At 44.5% G+C, this 25,928-nt stretch carries 14 protein-coding genes, 3 tRNA genes and 1 pseudogene; 7 read left to right on the forward strand and 11 right to left on the reverse strand.

What is annotated here, in order from left to right; genetic code table 11:
• Window positions 1-355: 355 nt before the first annotated feature.
• Genes rlmM through AACQ81_RS19530 form a run of 3 tightly spaced genes read right to left on the reverse strand, consistent with a single transcriptional unit; the run spans window position 356 to window position 2,795 of the window.
• Window positions 356-1,453 carry a 23S rRNA (cytidine(2498)-2'-O)-methyltransferase RlmM gene (rlmM, locus tag AACQ81_RS19520; RefSeq protein ID WP_237385908.1) on the reverse strand — a complete coding sequence of 366 codons (1,098 nt, stop codon included), beginning with the start codon at window positions 1,451-1,453 and terminating at the stop codon, window positions 356-358.
• Window positions 1,446-1,847, reverse strand: a complete 402-nt coding sequence (locus AACQ81_RS19525) for a DUF423 domain-containing protein (RefSeq protein WP_237385909.1) — start codon at window positions 1,845-1,847, stop codon at window positions 1,446-1,448. Before AACQ81_RS19525 ends, rlmM begins: the two co-directional genes overlap by 8 nt.
• 21 nt (window positions 1,848-1,868) lie before the next feature.
• Window positions 1,869-2,795, reverse strand: coding sequence for a transcriptional regulator GcvA (locus AACQ81_RS19530; RefSeq protein WP_237385910.1), 927 nt, complete (start codon window positions 2,793-2,795; stop codon window positions 1,869-1,871).
• Window positions 2,796-3,198: 403 nt separating this feature from the next.
• Here AACQ81_RS19530 and csdA point away from each other — a divergent pair, with 403 nt between their 5' ends.
• Both csdA and csdE read left to right on the forward strand, forming a co-directional pair.
• Complete coding sequence (csdA, locus tag AACQ81_RS19535) at window positions 3,199-4,407, forward strand: cysteine desulfurase CsdA (protein WP_237385911.1); 1,209 nt, start codon at window positions 3,199-3,201, stop codon at window positions 4,405-4,407.
• Between the two features lie 47 nt (window positions 4,408-4,454).
• Window positions 4,455-4,913 (forward strand): cysteine desulfurase sulfur acceptor subunit CsdE, encoded by a 459-nt coding sequence (gene csdE, locus AACQ81_RS19540; protein ID WP_237385912.1) that lies wholly within the window; start codon window positions 4,455-4,457, stop codon window positions 4,911-4,913.
• A 5-nt stretch (window positions 4,914-4,918) separates the two neighbouring features.
• On the opposite strand, the gene tcdA is transcribed toward csdE, so the two are convergent.
• Window positions 4,919-5,731 carry a tRNA cyclic N6-threonylcarbamoyladenosine(37) synthase TcdA gene (gene tcdA / locus AACQ81_RS19545; RefSeq protein ID WP_237385923.1) on the reverse strand — a complete coding sequence of 271 codons (813 nt, stop codon included), beginning with the start codon at window positions 5,729-5,731 and terminating at the stop codon, window positions 4,919-4,921.
• Between the two features lie 152 nt (window positions 5,732-5,883).
• A complete protein-coding gene (mltA, locus tag AACQ81_RS19550; protein WP_237385913.1) occupies window positions 5,884-6,978 on the reverse strand; it encodes a murein transglycosylase A in 1,095 nt (364 codons plus the stop codon).
• Between the two features lie 226 nt (window positions 6,979-7,204).
• Here mltA and AACQ81_RS19555 point away from each other — a divergent pair.
• The 3 genes from AACQ81_RS19555 to AACQ81_RS19565 all read left to right on the forward strand — a co-directional run bounded on the left by AACQ81_RS19555 (window position 7,205) and on the right by AACQ81_RS19565 (window position 7,662).
• Window positions 7,205-7,281 (forward strand) — tRNA-Met (locus tag AACQ81_RS19555).
• 140 nt (window positions 7,282-7,421) lie between these two features.
• Window positions 7,422-7,498: transfer RNA gene (locus AACQ81_RS19560), tRNA-Met, on the forward strand.
• 87 nt (window positions 7,499-7,585) lie between these two features.
• A tRNA-Met gene (locus AACQ81_RS19565) sits at window positions 7,586-7,662 on the forward strand.
• A gap of 161 nt (window positions 7,663-7,823) precedes the next feature.
• On the opposite strand, the gene amiC is transcribed toward AACQ81_RS19565, so the two are convergent.
• A complete protein-coding gene (gene amiC / locus AACQ81_RS19570) occupies window positions 7,824-9,071 on the reverse strand; it encodes an N-acetylmuramoyl-L-alanine amidase AmiC (protein ID WP_237385914.1) in 1,248 nt (415 codons plus the stop codon).
• Window positions 9,072-9,311: 240 nt separating this feature from the next.
• On the opposite strand from amiC, the gene argA reads away from it, so the two are divergent.
• Window positions 9,312-10,646, forward strand: a complete 1,335-nt coding sequence (gene argA / locus AACQ81_RS19575) for an amino-acid N-acetyltransferase (protein ID WP_237385915.1) — start codon at window positions 9,312-9,314, stop codon at window positions 10,644-10,646.
• 6 nt (window positions 10,647-10,652) lie between these two features.
• Here argA and recD read toward each other — a convergent pair whose 3' ends face one another.
• The 5 genes and pseudogenes from recD to AACQ81_RS19600 form a co-directional block, all read right to left on the reverse strand.
• Window positions 10,653-12,539 carry an exodeoxyribonuclease V subunit alpha gene (gene recD / locus AACQ81_RS19580; RefSeq protein ID WP_237385916.1) on the reverse strand — a complete coding sequence of 629 codons (1,887 nt, stop codon included), beginning with the start codon at window positions 12,537-12,539 and terminating at the stop codon, window positions 10,653-10,655.
• A complete protein-coding gene (recB, locus tag AACQ81_RS19585; protein ID WP_237385917.1) occupies window positions 12,536-16,237 on the reverse strand; it encodes an exodeoxyribonuclease V subunit beta in 3,702 nt (1,233 codons plus the stop codon). The genes recD and recB overlap by 4 nt, the downstream gene beginning before the upstream one ends.
• Window positions 16,234-19,137 (reverse strand): pitrilysin, encoded by a 2,904-nt coding sequence (ptrA, locus tag AACQ81_RS19590; RefSeq protein WP_237385918.1) that lies wholly within the window; start codon window positions 19,135-19,137, stop codon window positions 16,234-16,236. The genes recB and ptrA overlap by 4 nt, the downstream gene beginning before the upstream one ends.
• A gap of 19 nt (window positions 19,138-19,156) precedes the next feature.
• Window positions 19,157-22,564 carry an exodeoxyribonuclease V subunit gamma gene (gene recC / locus AACQ81_RS19595; protein ID WP_237385919.1) on the reverse strand — a complete coding sequence of 1,136 codons (3,408 nt, stop codon included), beginning with the start codon at window positions 22,562-22,564 and terminating at the stop codon, window positions 19,157-19,159.
• 387 nt (window positions 22,565-22,951) lie between these two features.
• A pseudogene (locus tag AACQ81_RS19600) lies at window positions 22,952-23,375 on the reverse strand (integrase domain-containing protein); the annotation flags it as partial.
• Window positions 23,376-24,093: 718 nt separating this feature from the next.
• Here AACQ81_RS19600 and AACQ81_RS19605 point away from each other — a divergent pair.
• Entirely contained in the window at window positions 24,094-25,845 is a 1,752-nt protein-coding gene (locus AACQ81_RS19605) for a type VI secretion system baseplate subunit TssF (protein WP_237385920.1), read from the forward strand.
• The last annotated feature ends 83 nt before the right edge of the window (window positions 25,846-25,928 follow it).

Raw genomic sequence — 25,928 nt, forward strand, 5'->3', positions numbered from 1 at the left:
AAGATAACTATCCTAAAACCCGAAATATTAATAATAACAGGCGTAAGAGTTTTAAATTCTTCCTAAGACGCTCTTGGAAATAAAACTCCAGAATAAAATAGCGTTAGTTCTTGTCCGTGTAAAAATAATTAATATATCTTTTTAGAATACATATTAAACAAATTTAGTTTATATATTTAATTATTAGATCTTAAATGATTTTTTTTGATAACAAAAAAACAGTATTATTTTTTATTAAATAATACTGTTTTTATCTACTGAGAATTGATCTTAAGAAAGAATTATATTTTAACCCTTCCCTTTTTCAAATTGCGCTTTTTTTATGCAACTTGAAATTTATTAAACACCAAAATCATCAAAAATCTCGCTCATGTGCATATACAGACCAAATACGGCGAACGTGTACCGTGATCTCTTCACGATCGTGATACAAGTGTTTAGCCTGAATTTGAACATTCACACCATTTTCTTTTAATTGCTGTTCCATTTTCAGCAAAATATGAGCCACTTCTTCGTTACGCTTTTTCATCGGCAACTTAAGGTTGAAGATCGCCTCGCGGCACCAGCTTTTTGCCACCCAATCCGTTATTAACTGTGCAACCTTGGCAGGTTTCTCAACCATGTCACAAACCAGCCAGTAAATATTTTTCACTGTTGGTTCAAATTTAAAGCCATCCACACGATGATGCTTCACTTGACCCGTTTCCATCAGACTATCAGCCATCTGGCCATTATCTACCGCATGAACCAGCATACTGCGTTTCACAAGCTGGTAAGTCCAACCTCCGGGACAAGCACCGAGATCTACGGCATGAAGGCCGCTGCTCAAACGCTCTTCCCATTCGTCATAAGGAATAAACACATGAAAGGCTTCTTCAAGTTTCAGTGTTGAACGACTTGGCGCATCTGACGGGAATTTCAGGCGAGGGATACCCATATAAAAACGGGAATTGTTATTACTGTAGGAATACCCTACGTAACAGCAACCCGGTGCAATGAAAAAGACATGGATCACGGGACGGTTGGGATTTTCCTTTGTCAGCAAGAGTTTTTCCTGACGCATCGCGTTACGCAGCGGTACCGTAAACTTACGGCAGAATTTCATCAGCTCTTTGCTTTCATTGGTATCCGGTACTTCTACACGCAGCTCTCCCGCCCGTTCAATCACTCCCATCAGCATGCCCATAATCGGAGTAATGCGATCTTCTTGCGGTAAATCTTTCAGCAATTCACCGACAACCAACATTTGGCGGGCAAAAATCAACTCCTTAAACGGAATTTCACGGATCAAACGGTCGGCATCATCAAGCTGATAACACTCAAACAGTACATAACCACTGTTTTCTTTCACGCGGGCAAAACCGTAAATTTCTTTCTTACCCGCCTTATCGGTAATTTCTGCCGCACACTCTTTTTCAAAACCAGGGCGGCAATATAAAGCAACTTTATTCATGGCTAAGCGCCGATTTCCTTAGACGCAGAGCGCCAATTAATACACATAACCAACCAATGAGAAAACTGAACCCACCAATTGGTGTTAAATACACTAAAAATTTTAGTGGTAAAGATAAAAAAACCAGACAATAAAGACTGCCACTAAACAGCACAATTCCCACTGAGAAAAAAATGCCACTCCAGCCAAATTGAGCCACAGGCTGGCGCGTTGACAAAACGGCCAAAGCCATCATTGCAAGTGTATGCAGTCCCTGATATTGCAGGCCGGTATGAATCCATTCCATCTGACGTGGTGTCAGGACTGGCGCCAGCATATGTGCCCCCATTGCGCCCAATGCCACATAGAAAAAACCACTGATACCAACAAAAATAAGCATGGCTCTGCTACTCATCACACAACTCCTGATTCTCTTCTATTGGATATATTGAGTGATAAATCCTAATCTTTCCTGCTCAATCGCAGCTTGCGTCAGTATCCATTTCCGGAAAGCCGCAATTTTACCCAATTCTGCCTGATTATCGTGGCAAACCAAATAAAATGCGTTCTTGCTGACCAAAACATCATTGAATGGGCAGACAAGGCGACCTGCATCAATTTCATTTTGCGCCATGACATTATTGGCAAGAGCAACCCCCTGACCATGAACAGCAGCCTGAATTACCATGGAGCTATGACTGAATATTGGTCCCTGCTGGACACTGATATGCTGTTGCATATCAAGCTGACGAATATAGGCCTGCCAATCCCTCCGGGATGAGTCATGCAACAAAGTATGTTTGGCAAGATCTGCGGGCGTTTTTAATGGGCGATCTCCCATCATCAACGAAGGGGAACAAACAGGCAGCAGATATTCCGGATAGAGGCGATCTGTCCTCAAACCCGGCCAGTTGCCTCGTCCATAAAAAATCGCCACATCAACATCATCAGCCAGTTTATCCTCTTCCCTATCTATCGCCTGAATTCTGACATCAATGCCCGGAAAACTCTGATTAAAGCCAGAAAGCCGGGGAACCAGCCATTGAATGGCAAAGCTGGGAGATAAACTGACCGTTAATGCACCTTTAGCGATGCGTGCCTGAAGCTTACGAGTTGCATCATTAATCGCGATAAAAATCTCCTTAATATCGAGATAATAACTCTGACCATCTTCGGTTAGCAGTAGCGAACGGTTACGACGACGAAAAAGCTTCAATCCCAGAAAATCTTCCAAGCTTTTCATCTGATGACTAACAGCAGCCTGAGTCACAAATAATTCTTCTGCCGCTTTAGTAAAACTTAAATGACGGGCAGCAGCATCAAAAACTCGTAACGCATTGAGTGGAGGCAAACGTTTGGACATATTCGTTTCTTATATGGTGGTGACGATACCGGTAACTCTTTTCGTTCAGGTATTAGTTTTTATAATCCGAATCATTATAATTTTTCCATTGATGATATACCAGCAAATCCCTATAGTGTGCGCACTTCCTAAGCCGGAACGAAAAGCCTCTTTGTAGCAATACATTGATACTTTTGGCTTTGTGGTTGTGATGTTGTGTTTGCAAGTTGTCTGGGATTACCAGACCTCGTAGCTTAGGCTACTATTTTTTCACTTCCTGTACATTTACCCTGTCTGTCCATAGTGATTTTTTAATGCACCGCAATTGCGGTGCTTTTTTTCTCAACTTTCCTGTAGAATCCTTCCTAACCTGATTAAAGAAAAACTTATTCTTTATCACACAACGATTAAATTAACATCATTTATGAAAGCCTTTGACTCAGAAAAATTCCGCCAGCGATTTCCTGCCCTGCAACAATCAACCATATTTCTGGACAGCGCCGCTACGGCATTAAAACCAATATGCATGATTGAAGCAACCGAGCACTATTACCAAAACCACAGTGCAACGGTTCATCGCAGCCAACACGCCACTGCACAAGCCATGACCGCTCGTTATGAACAGGCTCGATCACTGGTATCGGAATTAATTAACGCGCCATTACCTGAAGATATCATCTGGACGAAAGGCACTACTGAATCCATTAACTTAGTCGCACAAAGTTACTTTCGCCCTCGCCTGAGTGCTGGCGATGAAATCATAGTCAGCGAACAGGAACATCATTCCAACCTGCTTCCGTGGCTGATTCTGGCAGAACAGACCGGAGCCAAAATCGTTAAATGGCCGATAAGCCACCACCGTCAGCCAGAAATAGCAACGCTCGCAGAACTGTTGAATGAAAAAAGCCGACTGATTGCCATCAGCCAGATGTCGAACGTGACTGGTGCCACAGTGGATCTCACCCGGGTTACAACACTCGCACATCAATATAATTGCCGGGTACTGGTTGATGGCGCTCAGGGTATCGTGCATTCTCCCGTTGATGTGCAACAATTGGATATCGATTTTTACGCTTTTTCTGCCCATAAACTGTATGGCCCGAACGGATTAGGCGTGCTGTACGGCAAAAGTGAGTTGCTGAATATGATGTCACCGTGGCATGGGGGCGGAAAAATGCTGACCCGAGTTTCATTCGAGGGTTTCACACCGGAAGCCGTACCTTATCGCTTTGAAGCAGGCACCCCGAACGTCGCTGGTGTAATCGGCTTTGCAGCAACCTTGGAATGGTTGAAAACCGTTGATATCCAGCTTGCCGAATTCCATGCAATCGCCTTGACAGATTATGCCGAGCAACAACTCAGCACTTTACCGGGATTTATCAGTTACCGTACGGCGAATTCCAGCCTTCTGGCTTTCAATATTGCAGGAATACATCACAGTGATTTAGCAACCTTAATTGCTGAACAAAATATTTCACTGCGTTCAGGCCAGCATTGTGCCCAGCCTCTGCTGGATGCCCTCTGCGTCAATGGTTGTCTGCGAGCCTCATTCATGCCTTATAATAATCAACAAGATGCAGATAAGCTGGTCAGCGCTGTGAAATTTGCCCTGTCGCTGCTGAATGATGAATGATGAATGGATTAAAAACCCCAATAAACTCACAGCAAGATACATAACCGATGACACAACTTTCAGATACTATCCTTGCACCGCACCCGTTCGGAACGGAAATCACGGAACAGCACCTTATTGAAAACTTCCAGCAATGCAAATTGTGGGAAGATCGCTATCGGCAGCTGATTCTGTTAGCCAGAAAACTGCCGGCTTTAGCAGATGAATTAAAACAACAAAACATTGAAATGTCCGGCTGCGAAAATCGGGTCTGGCTGGGGCATCAATTACTCTCTGACGGCCATCTGCATTTTTACGCTGATAGCGAAGGCCGCATTGTCAAAGGGTTATTAGCCGTTATATTGACCGTCGTAGAAAACAAAACACCAGCACAGATTTTACAAACGCCTTTAATGGAATTATTCCAGCAACTCGGTCTCACACAGCAATTAAGTGGCTCACGGCTCAATGGCGTGAAATCCTTGATTAATACCATTGAGGATATTGCCCGTACTTCTGTTCAATAGCAACTTTACAGCGTATTTTCCCGCTCAGCTTTTGCCACCATCTTTTTCAGGGCGTGGGAGACTGCCACAAAACCAAAGGTTGCCGTAACCATCGTTGCGGCACCAAAACCAGAAGCACAGTCCATCCGTTTCGAACCATCCGCAGTACTCTTCACCGCACAGACCGTCCCGTCAGATTGAGGGTAAACCAGTTGTTCTGTTGAAAAAACGCAATCAATGCCTAATTTGCCCTTACCATTTTTCACAACGCGGTAATCCGACTTCAAACGTTCTTTCAATTTAGCCGCAAGCGGATCTTGTACCGTTTTTGCCAAATCCACGACCTGAATCTGGGTAGGGTCAAGTTGCCCACCAGCCCCGCCAGTTGTCACAACGGGTATCTTATGACGGCGACAATAGGCCAATAACGCCGCTTTTGGCCGTATGCTATCAATTGCATCAATCACATAACTGAATCCTGTGGACATCAATTCGGCTACATTATCAGGCGTCACAAAATCATCAATGCAAGTCACCTGACATTCTGGATTGATCGCCCGTATCCGTTCAGCAATGACTTCCGTTTTTGGCAACCCGACATTTTGTACCAGAGTATGAAGCTGGCGATTGGTATTGGTAACACAGACATCATCCATGTCAATCAATGTGATGGCACCAATTCCTGTTCGAGCCAGAGCCTCCGCAGCCCATGAACCGACACCGCCAATACCCACCACACAGACATGTGAACGGGCAAATAATGAAAGCGCTTTCTGGCCATATAGTCGAGCGGTGCCCGCAAAACGCTGGAGATAAGCATCGGAGAAAGAAATTTGCATCACTAAATAGATCCTGAATAACACCTATACCCTTAGCCTTTCAAGCTACAGCTTTGTTGGATTTGCTCCCTTACCGCCATGCTGTAACTCGAAATCCATCGGGATATCTCTGTCGAGATAGGTTATCGATTAATTGTTTGAATCAGGGGATCTTACTGGTTTGCCGCCAAAAAACCAGATGAGGCTTTCTTCAATACCCAAACACGGCCATAGTGATTATAAAAACCGGCCATTTCTCCGGCTTTATCACCAACACCATGGTAGATATCAAAATGATGCCCTTTGATGGCACCACCAACATCCAGTGCCACCATCAGGCGCATTCGATACTGTCCGGTAAATTTACCCATATTATCCAGCACAGGTATTTCCGCCAACAGCGCAGTTCCCGGAGGGATCAACGATCTATCGGATGCCACAGACGCTTTTGCCACAAGAGGCACCGCACTGGCTCCTCGCACAAAGGTATAGGGTTCAGGTTTAAAGAACACAAATGAAGGATTTTTCTCCAATAACTCTCTTACTTCGGTTTCACTATTCCTTTCTCCCCACTGGCGAATCATTTTCATTGACATATTTTGGCTGGGTACTTCTCCATGGTCGATCAGTACCTTGCCAATACTGCGGTATGGATGTCCATTTTTCCCCCCGTAACCAAAAAAGGTCAATGGCTGATCATCACCAAAATCGACATAGCCACTTCCTTGCACTTCCATCATAAAATTATCCATCAGGGAATTGCTGTACCCGATGATAAATTTTTTATTCAACGCTCCACGGTATATTGCTGCACGGTTTGGCAACCCGAAACGCGATTTAGGGGGCATACTGTACAGCGGATATTTAAAGTTCCCCTGCTTAATATGCCTCGCTTGTAAAACGGGGGTGTAGTAACCGGTAAATTTCACGTTACCATAATTATCTTGACCTTCCATTTGGTAAGCTGATAATCCAAATTCATTTAAATAACGGGTATCACCACCAGACAACATCCAATTCTTGATAGCATCAAATGTTTCGCGGTTATTGTTATAAAGGCGAGGAGAAGATTTACTGATGAAATTAACTTGAGTGGCAAAATCCTTGGCATTCACAGGCCACCCTTGAGCATTGGGAGTATTAACCAGTTGAAGATCTTGGGTGAAGTGACCATCTTTATACTGTTGTCCTTGCTCGGTCGGTCGATGACATCCCGATAATAATAAAATGACAAACCCACATAAAAGATATTTGCCCCAGAGTTTCATATTTACGCCCTATCTCCAACCATCATTATTCGACGATGAACAATATCAAACGCTAATAAATAATGAAATGTAGTTAGAAAAAAATAGACTCCTGCTTTATTAGGCCATAACGAGCAAAAACAAAACAACAAGACCAATATTTCATCAAAAAGCAAATAAATTCAGTAAATATCAACAAAAAAGCTTGCAACGGCGTCGTTCAAGAGTATAGTGTGCCGACATCAGACGCGGGGTGGAGCAGCCTGGTAGCTCGTCGGGCTCATAACCCGAAGGTCGTCGGTTCAAATCCGGCCCCCGCAACCAATTTTATACAATGTTATTGCTGATAGTGTTATTACTGATATAGTCAGCATATATTTATAGAAAGTAAAAATCTGATAATAAAGAATGTCATCATTCAGTATTTGCCCACTATTGATAATCAAAGTTTGCAAATAGACGGACGCGGGGTGGAGCAGCCTGGTAGCTCGTCGGGCTCATAACCCGAAGGTCGTCGGTTCAAATCCGGCCCCCGCAACCAATTTTTTACGATGTCATTATTTAGTAAGTATTTGCACTAATCATTAGTAACGAACACTATTGATAATCAAGTTTGCAAATAGACGGACGCGGGGTGGAGCAGCCTGGTAGCTCGTCGGGCTCATAACCCGAAGGTCGTCGGTTCAAATCCGGCCCCCGCAACCAACTTTTCTTAATACATCTATTCCTGTTGTATCCAAATCCCTTAGAATTTTATTTATTACTTATACAAACTCCCCAGATTTCCCAATAAAAATAGTTAAAACTGATTGCAGGTTGTTACTTTTAGCAATAGCTTTTCATAGAATTTATTCAAGGCGGATATTTCACCGCCGAGCTAATTCGGCACCATTTTTAAAATAAGCCTTAATACCAGCAAAAATAGATTCTGCTATTTGTTGCTGGAATCTTGCTGTTTTCAATTTACGTTCTTCTTCCAGATTACTAATAAATGCAGTTTCCACTAAAACAGAAGGAATATCTGGCGCTTTTAATACCGCAAACCCCGCCTGATCGACGCTATTTTTATGCAATTTATTAATTTTCCCCATCCGCTTGAGCACTTCATCACCAAATTTCAGGCTATCGTTAATCGTCGCGGTTTGAACCAAATCCAGCATAGTATGATCTAAATATTTATCACCACTTTTACTGACTCCCCCAATCGAGTCAGCCTCGTTCTGAGTCTGAGCTAAAAATCGGGCGGTATTGCTGGTTGCTCCCTTAGTGGAAAGCGCAAATACCGATGAACCCCGCGCAGATCGATTTGTAAAGGCATCTGCATGAATAGAAACAAATAGATCAGCGCGCATCTTGCGGGCTTTTGCTACCCTCACTTTCAAAGGAATAAATACATCTTCATTACGGGTCATATAAACTTTCATGCCGGGTTCACGTTTAATGAGAGCCTGTAAACGACGAGCAATTTGCAACACAATATCTTTTTCACGGGTTTTGTATTTCCCAATGGCTCCCGAATCTTCGCCACCGTGACCGGGATCGAGCATAATCACAATCGGCCGATCTTTTCCTGCTTTACCGGGTTTACGCGCCTTCGCAGGCAAATGCTTTTCCAAATCCCCGCTGTTGTACTCTTCAAGCAAAGCCAGTAAAGGATCATCATCCACATTTGCTGCCTTTTTAGGATAAAGATCTAATACCAAGCGATGCTTAAATTTCGCAATCGGCGGCAGCGTAAAAATGTGCGGAACAACAGGTTGTTTAATCTCAAATACCAAGCGCACCGTTTTGGGATCAAATTGCCCTGCCCGCACCAATTTCAGGTAGGGATCACGCTGCTGAACCTGTGCTCCCATACTGCTCAGGACACTATTGATCTGGATACCCTGTAAATCAATGACAATACGGTTGGGATTTGAAAGTGAGAATTGGCGGTATTTAAGTGGAATACTAGACTCCAACGTCACTCTGGTATAACTTGATGCCGGCCAAATACGGACAGCAATTACTTTTGAGTTTGCTGCATAACCTATTGGACTAACGCTTAATAACCATACAGCTGCTGCGCCTTTCAGCAGACGGCGACGTGAAGAATTATAGTCTGAATGACTCATCGTTTATTCCATTTAAAAACAGCCAAACCCAGTAATTTTTGCTAAAAATAATCGTTAGGCGGAGACTCTAATTAATTAGAGAATCGCTGTCATCAAAAAAAGCATTTTATGCTCTCTCAATCTATTTATATCAATATAAATAATAACGTTATTTTTATCCATTTTTCCTCTTGCCATTTCCCATCAAAAGGAATAAAAATACATAAAATACGCATAAAAATTCATTCGGAGAGAGTTTTAATGAAAGAGAGCAGTACCGAATTGGTTGAAATCGTCCGGCAATCGGTTCCGTATATCAATGCACACCGGGGAAAGACTTTTGTCATTATGTTGGGAGGTGAAGCTATCGCCCATGAAAATTTCTCCAACATCATTAACGATATTGGATTGCTGCATAATCTAGGCATTCGTTTAATCGTCGTGTACGGCGCTCGCCCACAGATCGAACAAAATATTGCGGAGCATAACTGCCTGTCGGTCTATCACAAACATACCAGAGTGACTGATACCAAAACATTGGATCTCGTTAAGCAAGTCGCGGGGTTGTTACAATTGGATATTACTGCACGTCTTTCCATGAGCCTGAGTAATACACCATTGCAGGGCGCCCATATTAAAGTGGTTAGTGGTAATTTTATTATCGCCCAGCCTTTAGGGATCGATGATGGCATTGATTATTACCACAGTGGCAAGATCCGCCGCATTGATGAAGAAGCCATCAACCAGCAATTAGACAATAACGCGATTGTGCTGATTGGGCCAGTTGCCGTTTCCGTCACGGGAGAAAGTTTTAACCTGACATCCGAAGAAGTCGCAACACAGTTGGCAATCAAATTAAAAGCAGAAAAATTAATCGGCTTTTGCTCGTCACAGGGCGTACTTGATGCTGAAAACAACACCTTATCAGAACTTTTTCCCAGCGAAGGGGAATCCCGTCTGCATGAATTGGAAAAAGCTGACGAACACTATTCAGGAACTGTTCGCTTCTTAAGGGGGGCTATCAAAGCCTGCCGCCGTGGAGTGCGCCGCAGTCATTTGATCAGCTATCAGGAAAATGGTTCGCTGGTTCAGGAGCTATTTTCCCGCAAAGGTATCGGAACCCAAATTGTAATGGAACGCTCCGAACAAATCCGCCGTGCCAATATTAATGATATCGGAGGCATTCTTGAGCTTATTCGTCCATTGGAACAGCATGGTATTTTGGTTCGCCGCTCGCGGGAACAATTGGAAATGGAAATAGACAAATTCACTTTGATAGAACACGATAACGTCACTATCGCCTGTGCTGCACTATATTCTTACTCTGATGAAAAAATCGGGGAAATGGCCTGCGTTGCCGTGCATCCAGACTACCGGAACTCTTCCCGAGGTGAAATCCTGCTAAATGCTATTTCCGCCCAAGCCAAGCAAATAGGGCTGGAAAAACTTTTCGTACTCACAACCCGCAGTATTCATTGGTTTCAGGAAAAAGGTTTTGAACCCGCAGAGATCGATATGCTACCCGTAGAGAAGCAAGCGCTGTATAACTATCAGCGCCGTTCCAAAATCTTAATGTTAGATTTACAGAATCATTAATCTTATTCACTGCGGGTTGAACCATGCTGCTAATCCGCTCCGGCGCTGGGTTGTTGTGGCAACCGCTTTGTCTAAAACAGGCCGGTGAGCATAAATGGTCAACTTTTCCCGCGCCCGGGTCAGCGCGGTATACACCAATTCCCGACTGACTATCGGCGAGTATTGAGTCGGTAATACCAATGCGGTATGTTCAAATTCTGACCCCTGAGATTTATGCACAGTCATCACATATGCAGTTTCATGCTGAGGCAGGCGACTTGGCTGAAACCCTTTAATCTGCCCGTCAGATAACTGAAAGTAAGCCTTCAGTTCATTATCCTGATTTCTGAGCATAATCCCGATATCTCCGTTAAACAGCCCAAGCGTACTGTCATTACGCAATATCATGACCGGACGCCCGGCATAGCCGCGGTTTTCCACATTATTAGATAAAGTGATAACACCTTTTCTGTGCAATAATTGCTCCAGTCGCTGATTCAGCCCAACAACACCAAATGGCCCTTCTCTTAATCCACACAATAACCGGAAACGATTAAACTCCGCCAAAATTGCTTTCTCTGATGCCCCTTCATTCACCATTGTCAGATATTGATAGTAGCCAGAAGCTGTTTCAGTCAGCAAACGCTGATAATCTTCATCCACTGAAAGCGGATTGAAATAAACATCAGGAAAAGCGTGATTCAGCACCGCCGAGACCCCTTTACGATCTCCCTGATTAACAGCCGATGCCAGCTGTCCAATGCCAGAATCCGAATTGAAGCGATAACTTTTGCGCAGCAGACATAAACAATCCCGCACTGCGGAAACTTTGTTGTCGGAATCAGGTACAGAATAAGACGTTAACTGACATCCGGTTAATTGCCCCAACTGTTCTGCACGTTTAGCGCTGTACCCCTGTTCTGCAAAGCGGCAGATATCACCCAATACAGCGCCAGCTTCAACCGACGCCAACTGGTCTTTATCCCCCAAAAAAATCACTTTCACCCGTGGCGGCAAAGCATCAATCAAATGTGCCATCATCGGTAAATCCACCATTGAAGCTTCATCAATGATCAAAATATCAAGGGAAAGAGGATTATCGCGGCCATAACGCAGTTTTTGGCTATCTGGTTGTGCACCCAGTAAACGGTGAATAGTTTGCGCCTGCTCAGGAATGCTGCGCCACTGTTCCGGCGTCAACGCAAGTTTCTTTACCGCATCCCTGAGCGATTCAGTCAACCTGGCCGCTGCCTTGCCGGTTGGTGCAGCCAGTTGAATGCTTAATTGCTGTCCTTCATGCAGCTTTATCAGGGTGACCAGCAACTTAGCCACGGTAGTGGTTTTTCCGGTTCCCGGACCACCGGAAATAACTGAAATACGGCTCGTCACAGCAACCGCGGCTGCAACTTTTTGCCAATCTATTTCCCCTTCGGCTGTGACACCAAAAAGCTCATCCAAAATACGGCGGGTTTGAATTTCATCAAGTGCATCAGCCAACTCAACAGACGCAAAGAAATCCGCCACACGCCGCTCACTTTGCCACATGCGTTGTAAATACAAGCTGTAATCCGCATTTCCTTGATGAGAAAGAACCATCGGTGTCGGAGAATCGCCCCGACTTACTGCCTGACATATCTGCAAAGCTGCAACAATTTGTGCCTGATCCGGCTCACCTGCCAAAGACCAAAGTGAAGCCGCTAACTCAGGTTGCCGGCCCTCAAATAAATATTTTGGTGCAATACGTTCCAGAGGCAAACAGACATGCCCTGCCCCCGATTCAGTACTCAACAAAGCTGTAGTCAGCAACAACAGCGGATTTTCATCTTCAATCATCGCATAAGCAAACTGCACATCCAGTGGACGCAATAATTTTTGACTTACGGCTTGTTGCAATAGTGACTTCATTGAATTCATACGCTTTGTTCCTCATCCACAGCGCTGAAAAGGGTATCCAATTCGTCAATAAATTCAAAAGGCGGCAAGTAGTGATAAATACCATGCCCGGGGTTATCTTTATCAATACCACGCAAAAACAAATATATGACTCCACCAAAATGATTCCGATAATCATAACTGGCTAACCGATGACGCAAATAACGATGCAAGGCCAACGTATAAAGCTGATACTGTAAATCATAGCGATGTTCTATCATGGCTTTCGCCATCGCTTCCTGCGTATATGACTGGCTACTTTCTCCCAACCAATTTGATTTGTAGTCCACCACATAAAATTTACCCTGCCAGCAAAAAACCAAATCAATAAACCCCTTTAACATTCCCTTCACCTGATGAAAGGCCAACGGCGCACACTGTGCTGACAAGGGATCATAACGGCGTGTCAGCGCATCCATCTCCTTTGAATGCAATAACTTATCCACGGGTAAATAAAACTGCATTTCACTTTGCTGTTGCTGACGGGGAATATCAGCCAGTTGCATTCCTTGCTCATTCAACTTTGCTCTAAAAATATCGTCTATCCACTGTTCCAATACCGAAGCCCAATCTTCATCAAAACCTGATGCCGTCAGCTTTTCTGCCAACGATGCCTGATCAGGCGGATGACCAAAATCCACATCTTCCAAAATACTATGCAGAAACGTTCCCGCTGATGCCCCACGCGGAAAAGTGTGCGGCGTCATTTGCAAAGATTGTTCTTCCTGTTTCTCACCACGGGCATCAATATCCAGTTTCGGCGAAATGGATTGCACAATCACATCCACAGACTCGCCAAGTGCACCGGCACGATTATCAAAAGTAACCGGAGAAACAGCGCGAGAAGCTGAATATTGTAAACCTGAATAACTCGTTACCCGCCAATCATCCCGAATGGAACGTTGAAATCTTCTGGCCTCCAGAGACAAATGATTTTCACTTTGTGAACACCACTGTGCATCCGCAGTCTTCTCTACCCGCTTAATCTCTATATTTTTATCAGACAGTTCATCTAAACTGCCTGCCAGAAGTTCCGCATCACCTTTCTTGCCCTTTTGCAACACATATCCAAGGGCAGACAGGTGCAAATCAGTATCTCCCGCTTTCCCCCTGCTCCCTTTGATAAGCGGGGCCACACCAACGCTACAGTGATAAACCGACCGCGTTAATGCAACATAGAGCAAACGTAAATCCTCCGCCAAGCGTTCTTCATCAGCCAGTTCCAGGGCTTCTTTCAACGTTTCATCGTCATGGGAAATATTGAGGTGAGCCTCAAAATTATGGCGATCATGATAAACAGCCTGCTTCTGCTTCCTGTAACCACAAATAAAAGGTAAACAAACCAATGGATATTCCAGCCCTTTAGACTTATGAATGGTACAGATCTGCACCAGATGCCGATCACTCTCCAGTCGTAGTTGCTGGTTTTCTGATTGTGGGTTAGGGCGTGAAATCTGTTGTGCCAGCCAGCGGGCGGCGGCATGCTCACTGTCCAGTTGCTGCGATGCTTCCTGCAATAACTCACCAATGTGCATAATATCAGTAAGACGACGCTTCCCATCATCCCCGGCCAGCAAATTTTCCGCTATCTGATATTTCACCATGACAGCCCGCAGCATCGGCAATACACCACGGGAACGCCAGATGCGGGCATAACCATCAAATTCATCAACCAAACGATCCCATGTAATTTCATCATGATTGAGTTGATCGATTTGCTGCGCACTCATACCAAATAAACTACTGGCTAACGCGCTTCTGAGTTCTCGGGCCTTTTCCGGTGCCAATACCGCCTGCAATAGCCAAAGCAAATCTTTGGCTTCGGGCGTATCAAACACACTTTCCCGATTAGAAAGGAAGACTGACGGTATTTTAAGTGTGTTCAATTCTTGACGGATCAACGATGCTTCCCGACGATCACGAACCAACACTGTAATATCCGCCGCCACAACCGGGCGGCTTTTTTCAGCCCGATGCAGAAATGCCTTACCATCTTGCCCGGCCTGCAACCAATCCCGAATTTGGGCAGCACACAACCGGGCCATGCTTTGTTCATATTCTCTTTTGGAAACACCCTCACCGGATTGTAACCAAAATCGCAATGCAGCCTGTTCTTCATCATGTAAAGTGAATTTCAGACCATGATTTTTCTCTGCGGCCTTCACATTAACAAATGGGATCTGTTCAAACAAAAATGGATGTTCTGTGCGGGCAAACAATTTATTGACAGCCTGTACCATGGACACAGAAGAACGCCAGTTAGTTTCCAATGTGTAATGGGCACTCACATTGGAACGCGCGCGAATATAGGTAAAAATATCCGCACCACGGAATGCATAAATAGCTTGCTTAGGATCACCAATGAACAAGAGTCCATTTTCTGATGGCTGGTTTTCTGATATCTGTTTTTTTGATAACGGTCTTTCTGGCTCACAACGATATATGGCCTGAAAAATGCGATATTGCTGAGGGTCAGTATCCTGAAATTCATCAATCATTGCGACGGGATAATGCTGCCGGATGGCTTGTGCAAGCTGCTCACCACTTTCATGCCGCAGGGCGCTATCCAGACGCGTCAATAGATCATCAAATCCCATATGGCCACGCATCAACTTTTCTTGCTGAACAGATTGTCGAACTTCAATAATCGCTTTAGCAATGATGATATCTTTCAATGTCAGCGGATGCTGGTATAAATCATCGATAGCCTCAAACAGCAGATGCTGTGGGGCTTCACCTTTTTTAGTTTTTTCTATTAAGCGTGACTGGCAAAATTTATCCAATTCTTTAGGAAGCTGATAGTCTTCAGTGAGTAATTTAGCCCATTCAGAAACTTTATTTAGCCAATTAGGTAGATTTTTTTTGGTATAACTACGTTTATCAACATCAGAGTTTGCTATCAAATCATGTAAATCCGATGCCACTTCATTCCACTGACACTTTACTGAATCAATTTTCTCAATGATTTTTTGATGGCGGCTAAACAGCGTTTCATTGCTGTCAGGCGCGTTGACGATATAGGGCATATCTCCGTACAAATAATCGGAGATATCTTTCAGCAATGCTTCCGGCCCACTCCATATTTTGCTTATCTCCCCTGCTATCGGCAATGACAGAGGATAACAGTGTCGCCGCCAGAAATCGGCACAGCCTTGTTTGCGTAGCTGGCTTTCATCCTGAATCAACGTTTGCTCGAACAGTACTCCTGACTCAAATGCATTATTCACCAGCATTCGCTGACAAAAACCATGGATGGTATAAATCGCAGCTTCATCCATCTGACGTTCAGCAATCAACAACCAATTAGCCGCACTTTCTCTGTCTGGAATTTCATCCAGCAATTGCCGATAAGTGGGATCGCTAACCGCAATTTTTCCCCGTATGCAGGCCAAACGAAGCTGATGGATATTTTCACGGATACGTCCGCGCAATTCATCTGTTGCCGCTTTCGTAAAAGTAACAACCAGAATCTCTTCAACATTCAGCGGTCGGGAAAAGGCAGCAGAGCCGCCCAATCCCAGTAAAAGACGAAGATAAAGCAAACCTATCGTGTAGGTCTTGCCCGTACCGGCAGAAGCCTCGATAAGCCGCTGACCGTACAGCGGCAGTGTTAACGGGTTAAGTTTATAAGACTGTACTTGCTGGCCTGATATTTCATGGCCTAGTATTTCTTTGCTCACTGAGCATTCGCCTTAACCGGTAATTGTTTTTGGAAATCTGACACATATTTGTAAGTTTTCCAGCCTTTCAGTTCCGCATATTGATGAGCCGAACCTTTTTTCCCGGTAATTTGGGAAATCAGCGCCAATCCCTGACGTTTAATCACTGCTTTTTCATAAAACGCAATAACCTGCGTTTTGGTGGCTTTCTCCATCGCTGCTATGATTTTCTCACGTTTATCAAATTTGAAGTTATTGCGTCCAAAGTCTCCCTCATAGCGCGCCACTTCTGAATAGAAGGTTTGCGGTGGTTCACGCATTTCTGTTAGCAGCGATTTTTTATATTGTTCAAACTCAGCATCAGACATCGCTTTAAGCTTTTTATCAGCCTGTTGATAGAAGCTCTGATAACGTTGATGCAGGTAATCCGGTTGTTTGCTGTTACTTTGCACAAGAAAACCCAGTCCAAGTTGTTCACCGATCCCTGAGTTAGAGACCGAAACCACATAACCAAGCTGTTCTGTCGTCCTCAATTGATCAAAGAACCACGGTGACAAAATTCTACTCAACACATTGGAGTAAACATATCCCGTGATAAGGTCATACCCCGTTGGAATATAGATTTCTGCCAGGGCGTTATCCGTGCTGCTCGCCATTTTTTTGAAATTAACCGCATAATTACGGTCAATAACAATGTGTTCGCCAGTCCACCACACGGTCCCTTGATTGGCGAGCTGCTTCTGTGCGGCTTCAATGATGTTAATGCTCTGCTGCTCAGTGAAATTACCGAAGACCATAGCCTGTAAAGCTGCATGTTGGATCATTTTCTGACGATATTTCACAATATCGTCAAGAGTAATGGTATCCAGCACTTTCAGTTTTTCAGATTGTTCGAAGTAAGGCACATTCGCAAGTTGAGAAATGGGTTGCACGGACATTTGGAAGGCTTTGCTGTTATTGGCAACTTCAATTTGTTCCCGATACCATGATTTCGCCTGCTCCAGTTTCTCCTGAGTTGGTATAAATGAGATGTACTGCTCTATGGCGGAAGTTAACAATTCTGGTAAATGTTGCGTAAAACCACTTGCCTGGATTCTCAAACCCTCAGCATAATCTGTTGAGACCCCCATTCCCGCTACAGACGCCCGATAATTCAGCCGATCAAGGGCGGCCGTAGATAAATAGACAAACAACGTATCTGCAAGCTGATCCTTAATGTTCTTCATGCCATCAGGATTACGCATCTCCAATATAATACTTCCCTTCGGTTCATCTGAAAAATATTGGCTTGGCATATACAGCAAGCGAACATTTGGCTTTTCCAAAATCATTTTAGGTTTTTTTTGGCTACCCGATGTTTTCACCAAGGATAAATCATCAGGAATATAGGGATTCAACTCTGGCAAAGAGAATAAATCCCCTTGTGAAAGTTTTTTCCATTCAGCCAATTGTGTTGGCGTAATTTTATTGACTTGATACGGAGCCTGCACAAAGTAGGCTTCTTTATTATGTGGCTCTGTTGGGCTGATAAACCAGATACGCGCATTTTCAGGCGTTAATTCATCCAAACGGCTAGCTATCGCTTTTGGATTGAAGGTATCTGCAACATAACCTGCATCCAGCACATGGGAAATGGGCAATTGCAACATGGCATCGGATACCCCTTCAATATAGTTCATATTCCGCACGATTGACGCATACTGGAACGACAAATTAAAGACGTTTGTCATTTCATCGAAATAACTTTTATTGATGCCCTGTTTTTTTAGCAGGTTAATGTAAGAAAAAATGGCGGCGATGACTTGATCGCGCTGTTCAAGCCCCTTATCAGTTAGCGAAACATGAATATTAAATGTACCGGAGTTACCATCAGTTTTGGGGTTTGCCCCAGCGTCGATACTTTCAATTAACCCTTGCTTCAGTAACCAACCAGATAAGGTATTTTGACTATTATTATTACCAATCAAATACCCGACATATTCGTCTGTTTTACTGCGAAAATCGGCACTGTTGTCAGCAATGCTAAATTCCAGCCGCAATGTTTTATGGGGTTGGGCTGGCACATAATGGATAATGACGCCTTTTTCTTTATCCGTCACTGCGGGAACCGTAATGGCAGGCACTGAAGCCTGTCGGTTCGGGATGCGACCAAACGTTTCTGCTGCAACCTGAGCCAGTTTGTCCATTGATTGATTGCCGTACATTACCCCTTTCATCAAATTGGCAGAGTAATAACGCTGGTAAAAATCAACAAGTGCCATCTGGAGCTTGCTGTCAGGCTTATCTTTTAGTGTCTCTAGATTTCCTCCGGCAAAACGGGCATTGGGATGAGCCGGATTGAGAGTTTCAGAGCGAATTTGCCATATGCGATGACCTTCACCAGCGCGGGCAATGGTCATTTCATTATCAACAGCATGACGTTCACGATCGGCATTCACAGGGTCCAGCAAAGGTTCAGCAAGTGCATCAGCCAGACGATCAGTCGCTTCTGCCAGAGAGTCGTTTTCAACTTCCAGATAGAATGCCGTACGGTTGGCATTCGTACTGGCGTTATGACTTCCCCCGTGTTTTTGCAGAAACTCAGTAAATCCGCCGGTGTCAGGGTAACGATTGGAACCCATTAATACCATGTGCTCTAAATAATGGGCCAGACCCAGTTGGTTATCCGGGTTTCCCATGTGACCGACCGGAATGGAAACCGCAGCTAATGATTTAATGGCCTTTTCATCAGAAACCAGCAGAACTGTCATACCATTGTGCAATTGGATAGCTTTATATTGGCGAGGATCGCGATCACTCTTATGAATAATATCCGGCAGCACTTGCCATGACGATTTTGAATATGGTGACTGTGCATACGCCGTTATCCCAAAAAATAACAAAAAAAACATCGTCATGATGCGAATAATATATTTAGGCATAACCTAATATTCTCCCTATTTATTTGAATAACGAGCCATTTGAATAACGGGCCATCGGTAACAAATAGCTCTGAATTTCGCGTTTCATACGCTCTAACAGTAATTGATCAACTTGCCGGAAAGCCCGCTGTATATAGTGATCGCTGCTTTCCCCTTTCTTGTCATTTGTTCCCAGCCATTGCTCCATCAATTTATTTTCAGCATTTTGTTGGATTTCCTCGCTGAAATCGATTTGCTGACTTTCCTTACTGAAGCAACCTTCCAGCCATGCCCAGCCACTCCGGCAAAACAAGGGAAGAGGTTCAGACATTCCCTGGAAATATCCTTCTATTATCTGATTCAGGTATTTTTTCGCTTCATCCTGCCTTAGCGGTGAAAAACGACACTCTGTACCTTTTTTACCCTCTTTTCCTCCCGTCCCATACATGCGACTTTCGCTGATACCACCTGAGAGACAATAAGCAAGATGTTCAATCCATAGTTGGATACCATCATTGGCTGTTAAGTTCGCCGGACGCCAACGTAAAATTCCATCAGGCTGCACCTGATTAATTTTTCCGGTCAATATCACACTGTCTAATTCCGCATATAAATTGATGGAAGAAGATGCAGTTAGCTCCTCGCGGACCTTGTCTGCCAATGGCTGCATGGTTTCCAGTTGAGCCTTCCAGTAAACTTGAGCAAACGCGCCATGTGGTAAACCACCCGATGCGCGAAGATGATGAAACAAAGATTCAGGATGCTCTTTTTCTATCAAAATACTCAGCAGTAGTTGGTTGAATTGATAACGTTTCAGGTTATCCAGTACAAAAGGCTCTTCTTCAGGTAACTCCGTATCTTCGATGACAAAATGTACTTTTAGACGTTGCTGGAAAAATGCCCTGACAGGATGGCGATAAAAGCGGACTAATTCATCTAGAGAAATCTCTTTTATTTCGCTGCGATCAAACGCCACCGGCTGGCAAAAATCAGTTACAGAAATGCCTTGCTGAGTTGCCGCAGGCAACCACTCTACCGCATAACTTTGTGCGTAATGGTCAGGCAGGAAATTTTCTGTCGCAAAAGGAACACGAGTATGCTGTAAAAGCAAATGTTGTCTGACATTTCTGGCACTATCATCAACATTCAGCATTTCATCACCTGCGTGGCAAAAACTCTGGCAAACATAATCCAGTAGTTCATTAACTAATACAGATGGATTGCACTCAGTATCATCTCGAATCGATTTACCGATATAGCTGATATAAAGGAATTGCTCCGCCGAAACCAACGCCTCCAAAAAAAGATAACGGTCATCATCGCGTCGTTTGCGATCTCCCCGTTGCGTTTTTTCCGCCATAAGATCAAACCCAAGCGGGGGAATAGTGCGTGGATAAACTCCGTCATTCATTCCCAACAGGCAAACAACCTTAAAAGGAATAGAGCGCATCGGCATCAGAGTACAAAAATTCAGAGAACCCGCGAGAAAACGCTGACTTATCTTCTCATCATCAAAACGAAACGCCAATTCATCGCGCAACAATACCAAAGGAACATTTTCTTCGTAATGTGCATTCAAGCCATTATCAATCACTTTTTGCCATTGTTGGGTAATGAGTGCTAATACCAGTTCAGTTTCATCATCCAACGCGAAAAAAGTTTCCAGCAATTGTGGGCACACTGCCAGCCAATCCGCCAATTTCTGCTTTTCACCCAGAATTTTGCGCCATTGGTTCAATTCCATTAAAAATTCAGCCAATTGACCGGCTAATTCGGCAGCAAGCCCACTGGATTCATCATAAGGCAATACGTCATTCCACGGCCCTGCCTGACTGTCCATTGCATAACCCAGTAACATGCGTGTCAGTCCAAAATGCCAAGTATTTTGTCCCGTGGCGGGCAAAGACAATGCTTCAATGTTGCTATCATCCAGCCCCCAACAAATACCTGATTCTTTCACCCAGCGCCGCAGTAAACGCAATCCCTCTTCGTGAATAGAAAATTTGCCGGCTAAAGCAGGCACTTCCAACAATGCCAGGACTTGTTCAGCCGTAAATCGGCTCTGTGGCAAATCGAGCAAAGTAATGAATGCTTGTAAAACAGGATGTGCCTGACGAACTTTACGGTCAGAAATAGCAAAGGGGATATAGCGCTCCTCAGGTGCATTGCCAAAAACAGCCTGAATATAAGGCGCATAGTTATCAATATCCGCCATCATTACAATAATGTCCCGCGGCGTCAGAGACGGATCATCATCCAGCAAACGCAGGAGCTGATCCTGCAATACTTCTATCTCTCTTTGCGGGCTATGGCATGAATGAAAAGTCAACGAACGATCCGCACTATCAAATGAGCGTTTTTTCAGACTATTTTTGAACGTATTTTCCGTCGTTCCTATCTGGGCATGGTCTTCAAGATTGAGAATATCCCGCTGGATTTGATGCAAAACGCATTCAGATTCCAACTCAACAAAAGCATGAATATCAGAATCTGGCTCTAATTGTGACAGCAGATAGAGATTATCTCTCCCCAACTTTCCCCAGGATGCCAATAATGGGTTGTTTAGTCTCTGCTCACCGTCTTCATTAAAGAGCGATGGCGCATTTTCTGGTTCTTTGAATCTCTCCAGCAATTTGCTGCTTTTATAATGTTTTGGCTTACGGCTGTTTAATCTGGCGAGAAATGTATAACTTTGAATATCTCCCCAATAATATTGGCACGGGTTAGTAAACATAAGATGAATATCAATATATTTTCCTAACGTCTTAAATACTTGCAGGTAAGCGGGAGGCAGGGTAGAAATTCCGCAGATAAAAATACGCGGCGGCAAATTTTCCAATGGAAAGTTGCCTTTCTCCAAAGTTGTGATAAATCGCTGGTATAAATTAGCACGATGCCACAGGGGTTGCTGTAGCTGGCGAGTATATTCTGTCAGTTCAGACCACAATCTTTTCTGCCACAATTGATTGCTGTTCAAGCCATCAATTAATTGGCCATTACCCCAACTTTCTAACCATTGCGGACGATAAACCAAATATTGGTCGAACAAATCCGCAACCCGACCAGCCAATTGATGAATCTTGCGTTTATCGATGTCCTGATCAAGATAATGGCTAAGCGCAACAAACTCCGGCTCAGTTAATAAAGCAGGCAACAGCGTCATTAATTTCCATTTCATGGCGTCCTTACTGAAAGCACCATCTTTGGGAACATCAATCAATACTCGCGTGAACATCTGCCAGATAAAAGTTGCAGGAAGTGGGAATTCTATGTTCGCAGCAATACCCAGCTTCTCCGCCAGTTGAATCTGTAACCACTGAGACATGCCCGGGCTTTGAACTAAAATTACTTCTTTGTCAAATGGGTTAGAAAGAGGCTCACCCCCGATCAGGCTCACCGTCAACTCTTTAAGTACATCAAGTTGATTTGAATGATAAACTCTAAACATCAATGCTCCCACTGGAATAGAACAACCCAATCAACATATTGATATTAAATGGAATTTATAATTACCCCATCAAATATATACAAATTTATATACAAATTAAATCATCGCTGGAGGATTTTTATCTTATATACTTCCCTAAGAAAACATCACTCTTGTAAATCATTATATATAGTGAAATATTATCCAAGAATAACCCTCTCTATAAACTATCCTTTATTTTGTCACGCCTCCGTTTCAAACAACATCGTGATTTTTCACTATTGCGATTTGAAATATCAACAGTGGTTAATCAGCTCACTGCAAACGTAATAATAGCAACCGAAAGATATTTTTCATCTGACCGGCGGCCCTCTTAGAGAGGAGAGCACTTTGTAGGTATCAATAAGATTTTGGCTCTGGTTGTTCTAATTGTTTGCGCCAGCTTTTCAATGAAGCACTACACTGTACCGCTTCCTGAGAACGCAGCCCCATCAGTCGGGCAAGTTTCAGTGTGGCCGCAAATCCGGCATCCCGTTCAAGTGCCTTCTGATAAACAGCCTGAAATGTGGCATCAGGGATCGCCTGCTTTGTTCCCGCACGACTGGCTCCACTTAATCCCAATGCCTGATTACTCAAACGTGAAGAAGTTTCCAGTCTCTCCCTGCCTGCCATGCGGAAGATATTACGCAGCGCAGCCATTTCATTTTGCATCGTTCGCTTAGCCAACCCCCTGTGATAAACGGGCATCAACGTAGTGCTCTACATGCTTGGTTTTTAAATGGCTGCGGCTTTTAACCTGAATATTCAGACTCAATAACAACGCGCCTAGGCGTGAGCCTGTCATTGTCAGGTTGTCCTTTTGCTGCGGCGTCACTTTCAGCGGTAAACCGACAAAAAGTGACGCCTTAAGTCCCATAAACAGTCAGCAAAAGTGGTACGAGAGTTGAAATGCCAGCCGATACAGCAAACGCAGCAAGGTGAAATGTCAAACAATAGTTATGAGTTGATTATTTGGATGCAGAAAAGTTATCAGCTGAATATTTCAAACAGAGATCGTAGAAGTATGAATGTGGTGTATGAAAATAATTTAGCAATATGGCGTTAAGGGCATGATTCAGAATTCAATGCACTTAGATAACAGCATAAAAACGCCCTTTTGGGGTATTTTTAGTTTAAAAAACCTTCATCGTTAGACAAGGGGTTTATATCTGACAATATCCGCTTCCAAAAGTGCGCAGATGTACCGCACAATATTTGCTCTCCCTTGCAGGCTACGGGAGTTTGATTTCGCCACTCGAAGGCGATCCTGGCAGGCGATAGATCATTTTTGCAGAAAAAGATATAACGGTTAAGCACAGAGGAGTCAAACTGTTGGCTGTGCCTACCATCCTTATTTTTGCCTGAATTCTCGCGTACATTCTGCTAATTCCCCCATATTCCGCCAAAATCAGGTGAAAATTCCATCTAATTAGTTAATTAATTTTATTGATGGGTGTGTACAATAAATTAACCTGCCGGATAAAAAAATCTAACATAAAAAAGTAAAAAGAATGATAAACAACAAGGAATCGCTGTACCTGCAAGAACGCGCCTACCTGCGGGAGCTGGCTCAGCGCGTGGTAAAAGAATCCCCCCATTTAACAGATTTTCTGGCAACGGCTCATGATCCCGATATTCAACGTCTTTTCGAAGCGTTTTCTCTGCTAATTGCCCGCTTACGGGATAAACTGGAGGATGATTTCCCTGAAATCACCCACGGAGTTCTGTCCCGCATCTGGCCGTTAGTGCTGTGCTCCGTCCCACCCACCACAATCATGCAATTTTTCCCTACCGATGGTGAACATCAGGGCGCTGTGGATATTCCCAGAAACACGGCTGTTTCTGCGCAGGCGGAGGAGCAATTACTCACCTTCAAAACCTGCCGGCCGCTGCATATTGAGCCTTTAGTTGTGCGGGATCGCAGGGTGAAAAAAACCGGCACCCACAGCGAAATTATCCTGACGCTTTGCCTGACGGGAAGCACTTCTTCAGTCTGGAAATGCGGTTCGCTCTCTTTTTTCCTCGGCACGGATACCGGACGAGCGGCACAGCTCAGCCTGTGGCTTGACCAGCATATCTGTGAGATGAGCGTCAGCGCACAGGGCGAGCAACGCAAGCTGAACTGCTTTCCTTATGGCTGGCATGACCTGCTGGATAAGCCCATCCTGCCGATGAAAAAGAACCCCTATACCGGCCTGCAAACGCTGGTTGAATATTATGCACTACCGCACCTGTATAATTTTGTCACGCTGGATATCAGCCGTGACCGCGCGGAAGTCCCGCTCAATGCGGACGGCACGTTTGAACTGGTTTTTCGTTTTGAAGGCGAACTGCCGCTGGATGATGTCGGCGATGCCTTTATGCTGGGCTGTGTACCGGCCATTCATCTGGAAAACCGGATCAGTCCGCCCATTGCGCTGAGTGCCGAAAATCACTGTTATCCCCTGCCGCTGGGAGATGCAGTGAAATTGTTCCGGTTACGTGATATTCAGGTGCTCCAGCAACCCGATGATGATGCGCAACGGGGCACCCCTTATCGCTATCTGCCGATAGAGCAGTTTACGCCCGCAGCAGAACTGCTTGCCGGGGAAGAGCCGGATTATTTCTACTACCAGCTTCGCACCGAGCGTGACTTGCTGGATCGCATTCAACACTGGTTGCATTTTTTTGACCTGACGGGCAAACCGGCTCGCAACCTGCCTGAACTCGCGGTCGCCTGCGATTTTACGGGCTACCATGAACCCGCAATGGCACTGGCGCAAGGCAGCATCCGTGTGATGCAGGAAGGTTCGCCTTCACATCTCAGCGTGCGCAATATTACGCCAGTCACCACCGATTACCCGCCGATGTTGCAGGATAATTCCGGCTGGCCGCTGCTTTCCTGCCTCGCCAGTCCGCCCATTTTGTTGTTTACCACAGAAGGAATGCGGCATTTTCTTCGTCTGTTTAACCATTATGCCGAATTTAACCGCCCCCTGAGCCGCCATATCCAGCGGCATATCGACGGCATTATGCAGGTGGAAGAGCGCCTGATTGACCGGATGAAGCTGGGGTGTCCTGTTCGTGGGCGTCTGCTGTCACTGATCCTGAACCCCGATTGTTACGCCAATTCGGGGGAAATGTACCGCTTCTGCCGGTTAATCCATGAGGCGATGGCTTGTTTTGTCAGTCAGTCCACTTTCGTCAAGCTGGATGTATCTACCCCGCACAAAAAAATTATGTGGGAATTCAAAGAAGTCTATGGGGCACGCATGGAGATGTAATTGTTCAACCATCATGACAAGGAGCAAAATAGGATGAATATCATGAACGGGCTGACGGCGGCCAAAAGCGGATTACGCTTTAC

It is taken from the genome of Xenorhabdus sp. Sc-CR9, assembly GCF_963897815.1.
In the GTDB taxonomy this organism is placed as follows: domain Bacteria; phylum Pseudomonadota; class Gammaproteobacteria; order Enterobacterales; family Enterobacteriaceae; genus Xenorhabdus.

Excerpts from the sequence above, each read along its gene's own strand:
- tcdA (WP_237385923.1), bottom strand. The coding sequence starts at position 5,731 with ATGCAAATTTCTTTCTCCGATGCTTATCTCCAGCGTTTTGCGGGCACC.
- AACQ81_RS19605 (WP_237385920.1), top strand. The coding sequence starts at position 24,094 with ATGATAAACAACAAGGAATCGCTGTACCTGCAAGAACGCGCCTACCTG.
- argA (WP_237385915.1), top strand. The coding sequence starts at position 9,312 with ATGAAAGAGAGCAGTACCGAATTGGTTGAAATCGTCCGGCAATCGGTT.
- amiC (WP_237385914.1), bottom strand. The coding sequence starts at position 9,071 with ATGAGTCATTCAGACTATAATTCTTCACGTCGCCGTCTGCTGAAAGGC.
- csdE (WP_237385912.1), top strand. The coding sequence starts at position 4,455 with ATGACACAACTTTCAGATACTATCCTTGCACCGCACCCGTTCGGAACG.
- rlmM (WP_237385908.1), bottom strand. The coding sequence starts at position 1,453 with ATGAATAAAGTTGCTTTATATTGCCGCCCTGGTTTTGAAAAAGAGTGT.
- AACQ81_RS19530 (WP_237385910.1), bottom strand. The coding sequence starts at position 2,795 with ATGTCCAAACGTTTGCCTCCACTCAATGCGTTACGAGTTTTTGATGCT.
- ptrA (WP_237385918.1), bottom strand. The coding sequence starts at position 19,137 with ATGCCTAAATATATTATTCGCATCATGACGATGTTTTTTTTGTTATTT.
- mltA (WP_237385913.1), bottom strand. The coding sequence starts at position 6,978 with ATGAAACTCTGGGGCAAATATCTTTTATGTGGGTTTGTCATTTTATTA.
- recC (WP_237385919.1), bottom strand. The coding sequence starts at position 22,564 with ATGTTTAGAGTTTATCATTCAAATCAACTTGATGTACTTAAAGAGTTG.
- recD (WP_237385916.1), bottom strand. The coding sequence starts at position 12,539 with ATGAATTCAATGAAGTCACTATTGCAACAAGCCGTAAGTCAAAAATTA.
- AACQ81_RS19525 (WP_237385909.1), bottom strand. The coding sequence starts at position 1,847 with ATGAGTAGCAGAGCCATGCTTATTTTTGTTGGTATCAGTGGTTTTTTC.
- csdA (WP_237385911.1), top strand. The coding sequence starts at position 3,199 with ATGAAAGCCTTTGACTCAGAAAAATTCCGCCAGCGATTTCCTGCCCTG.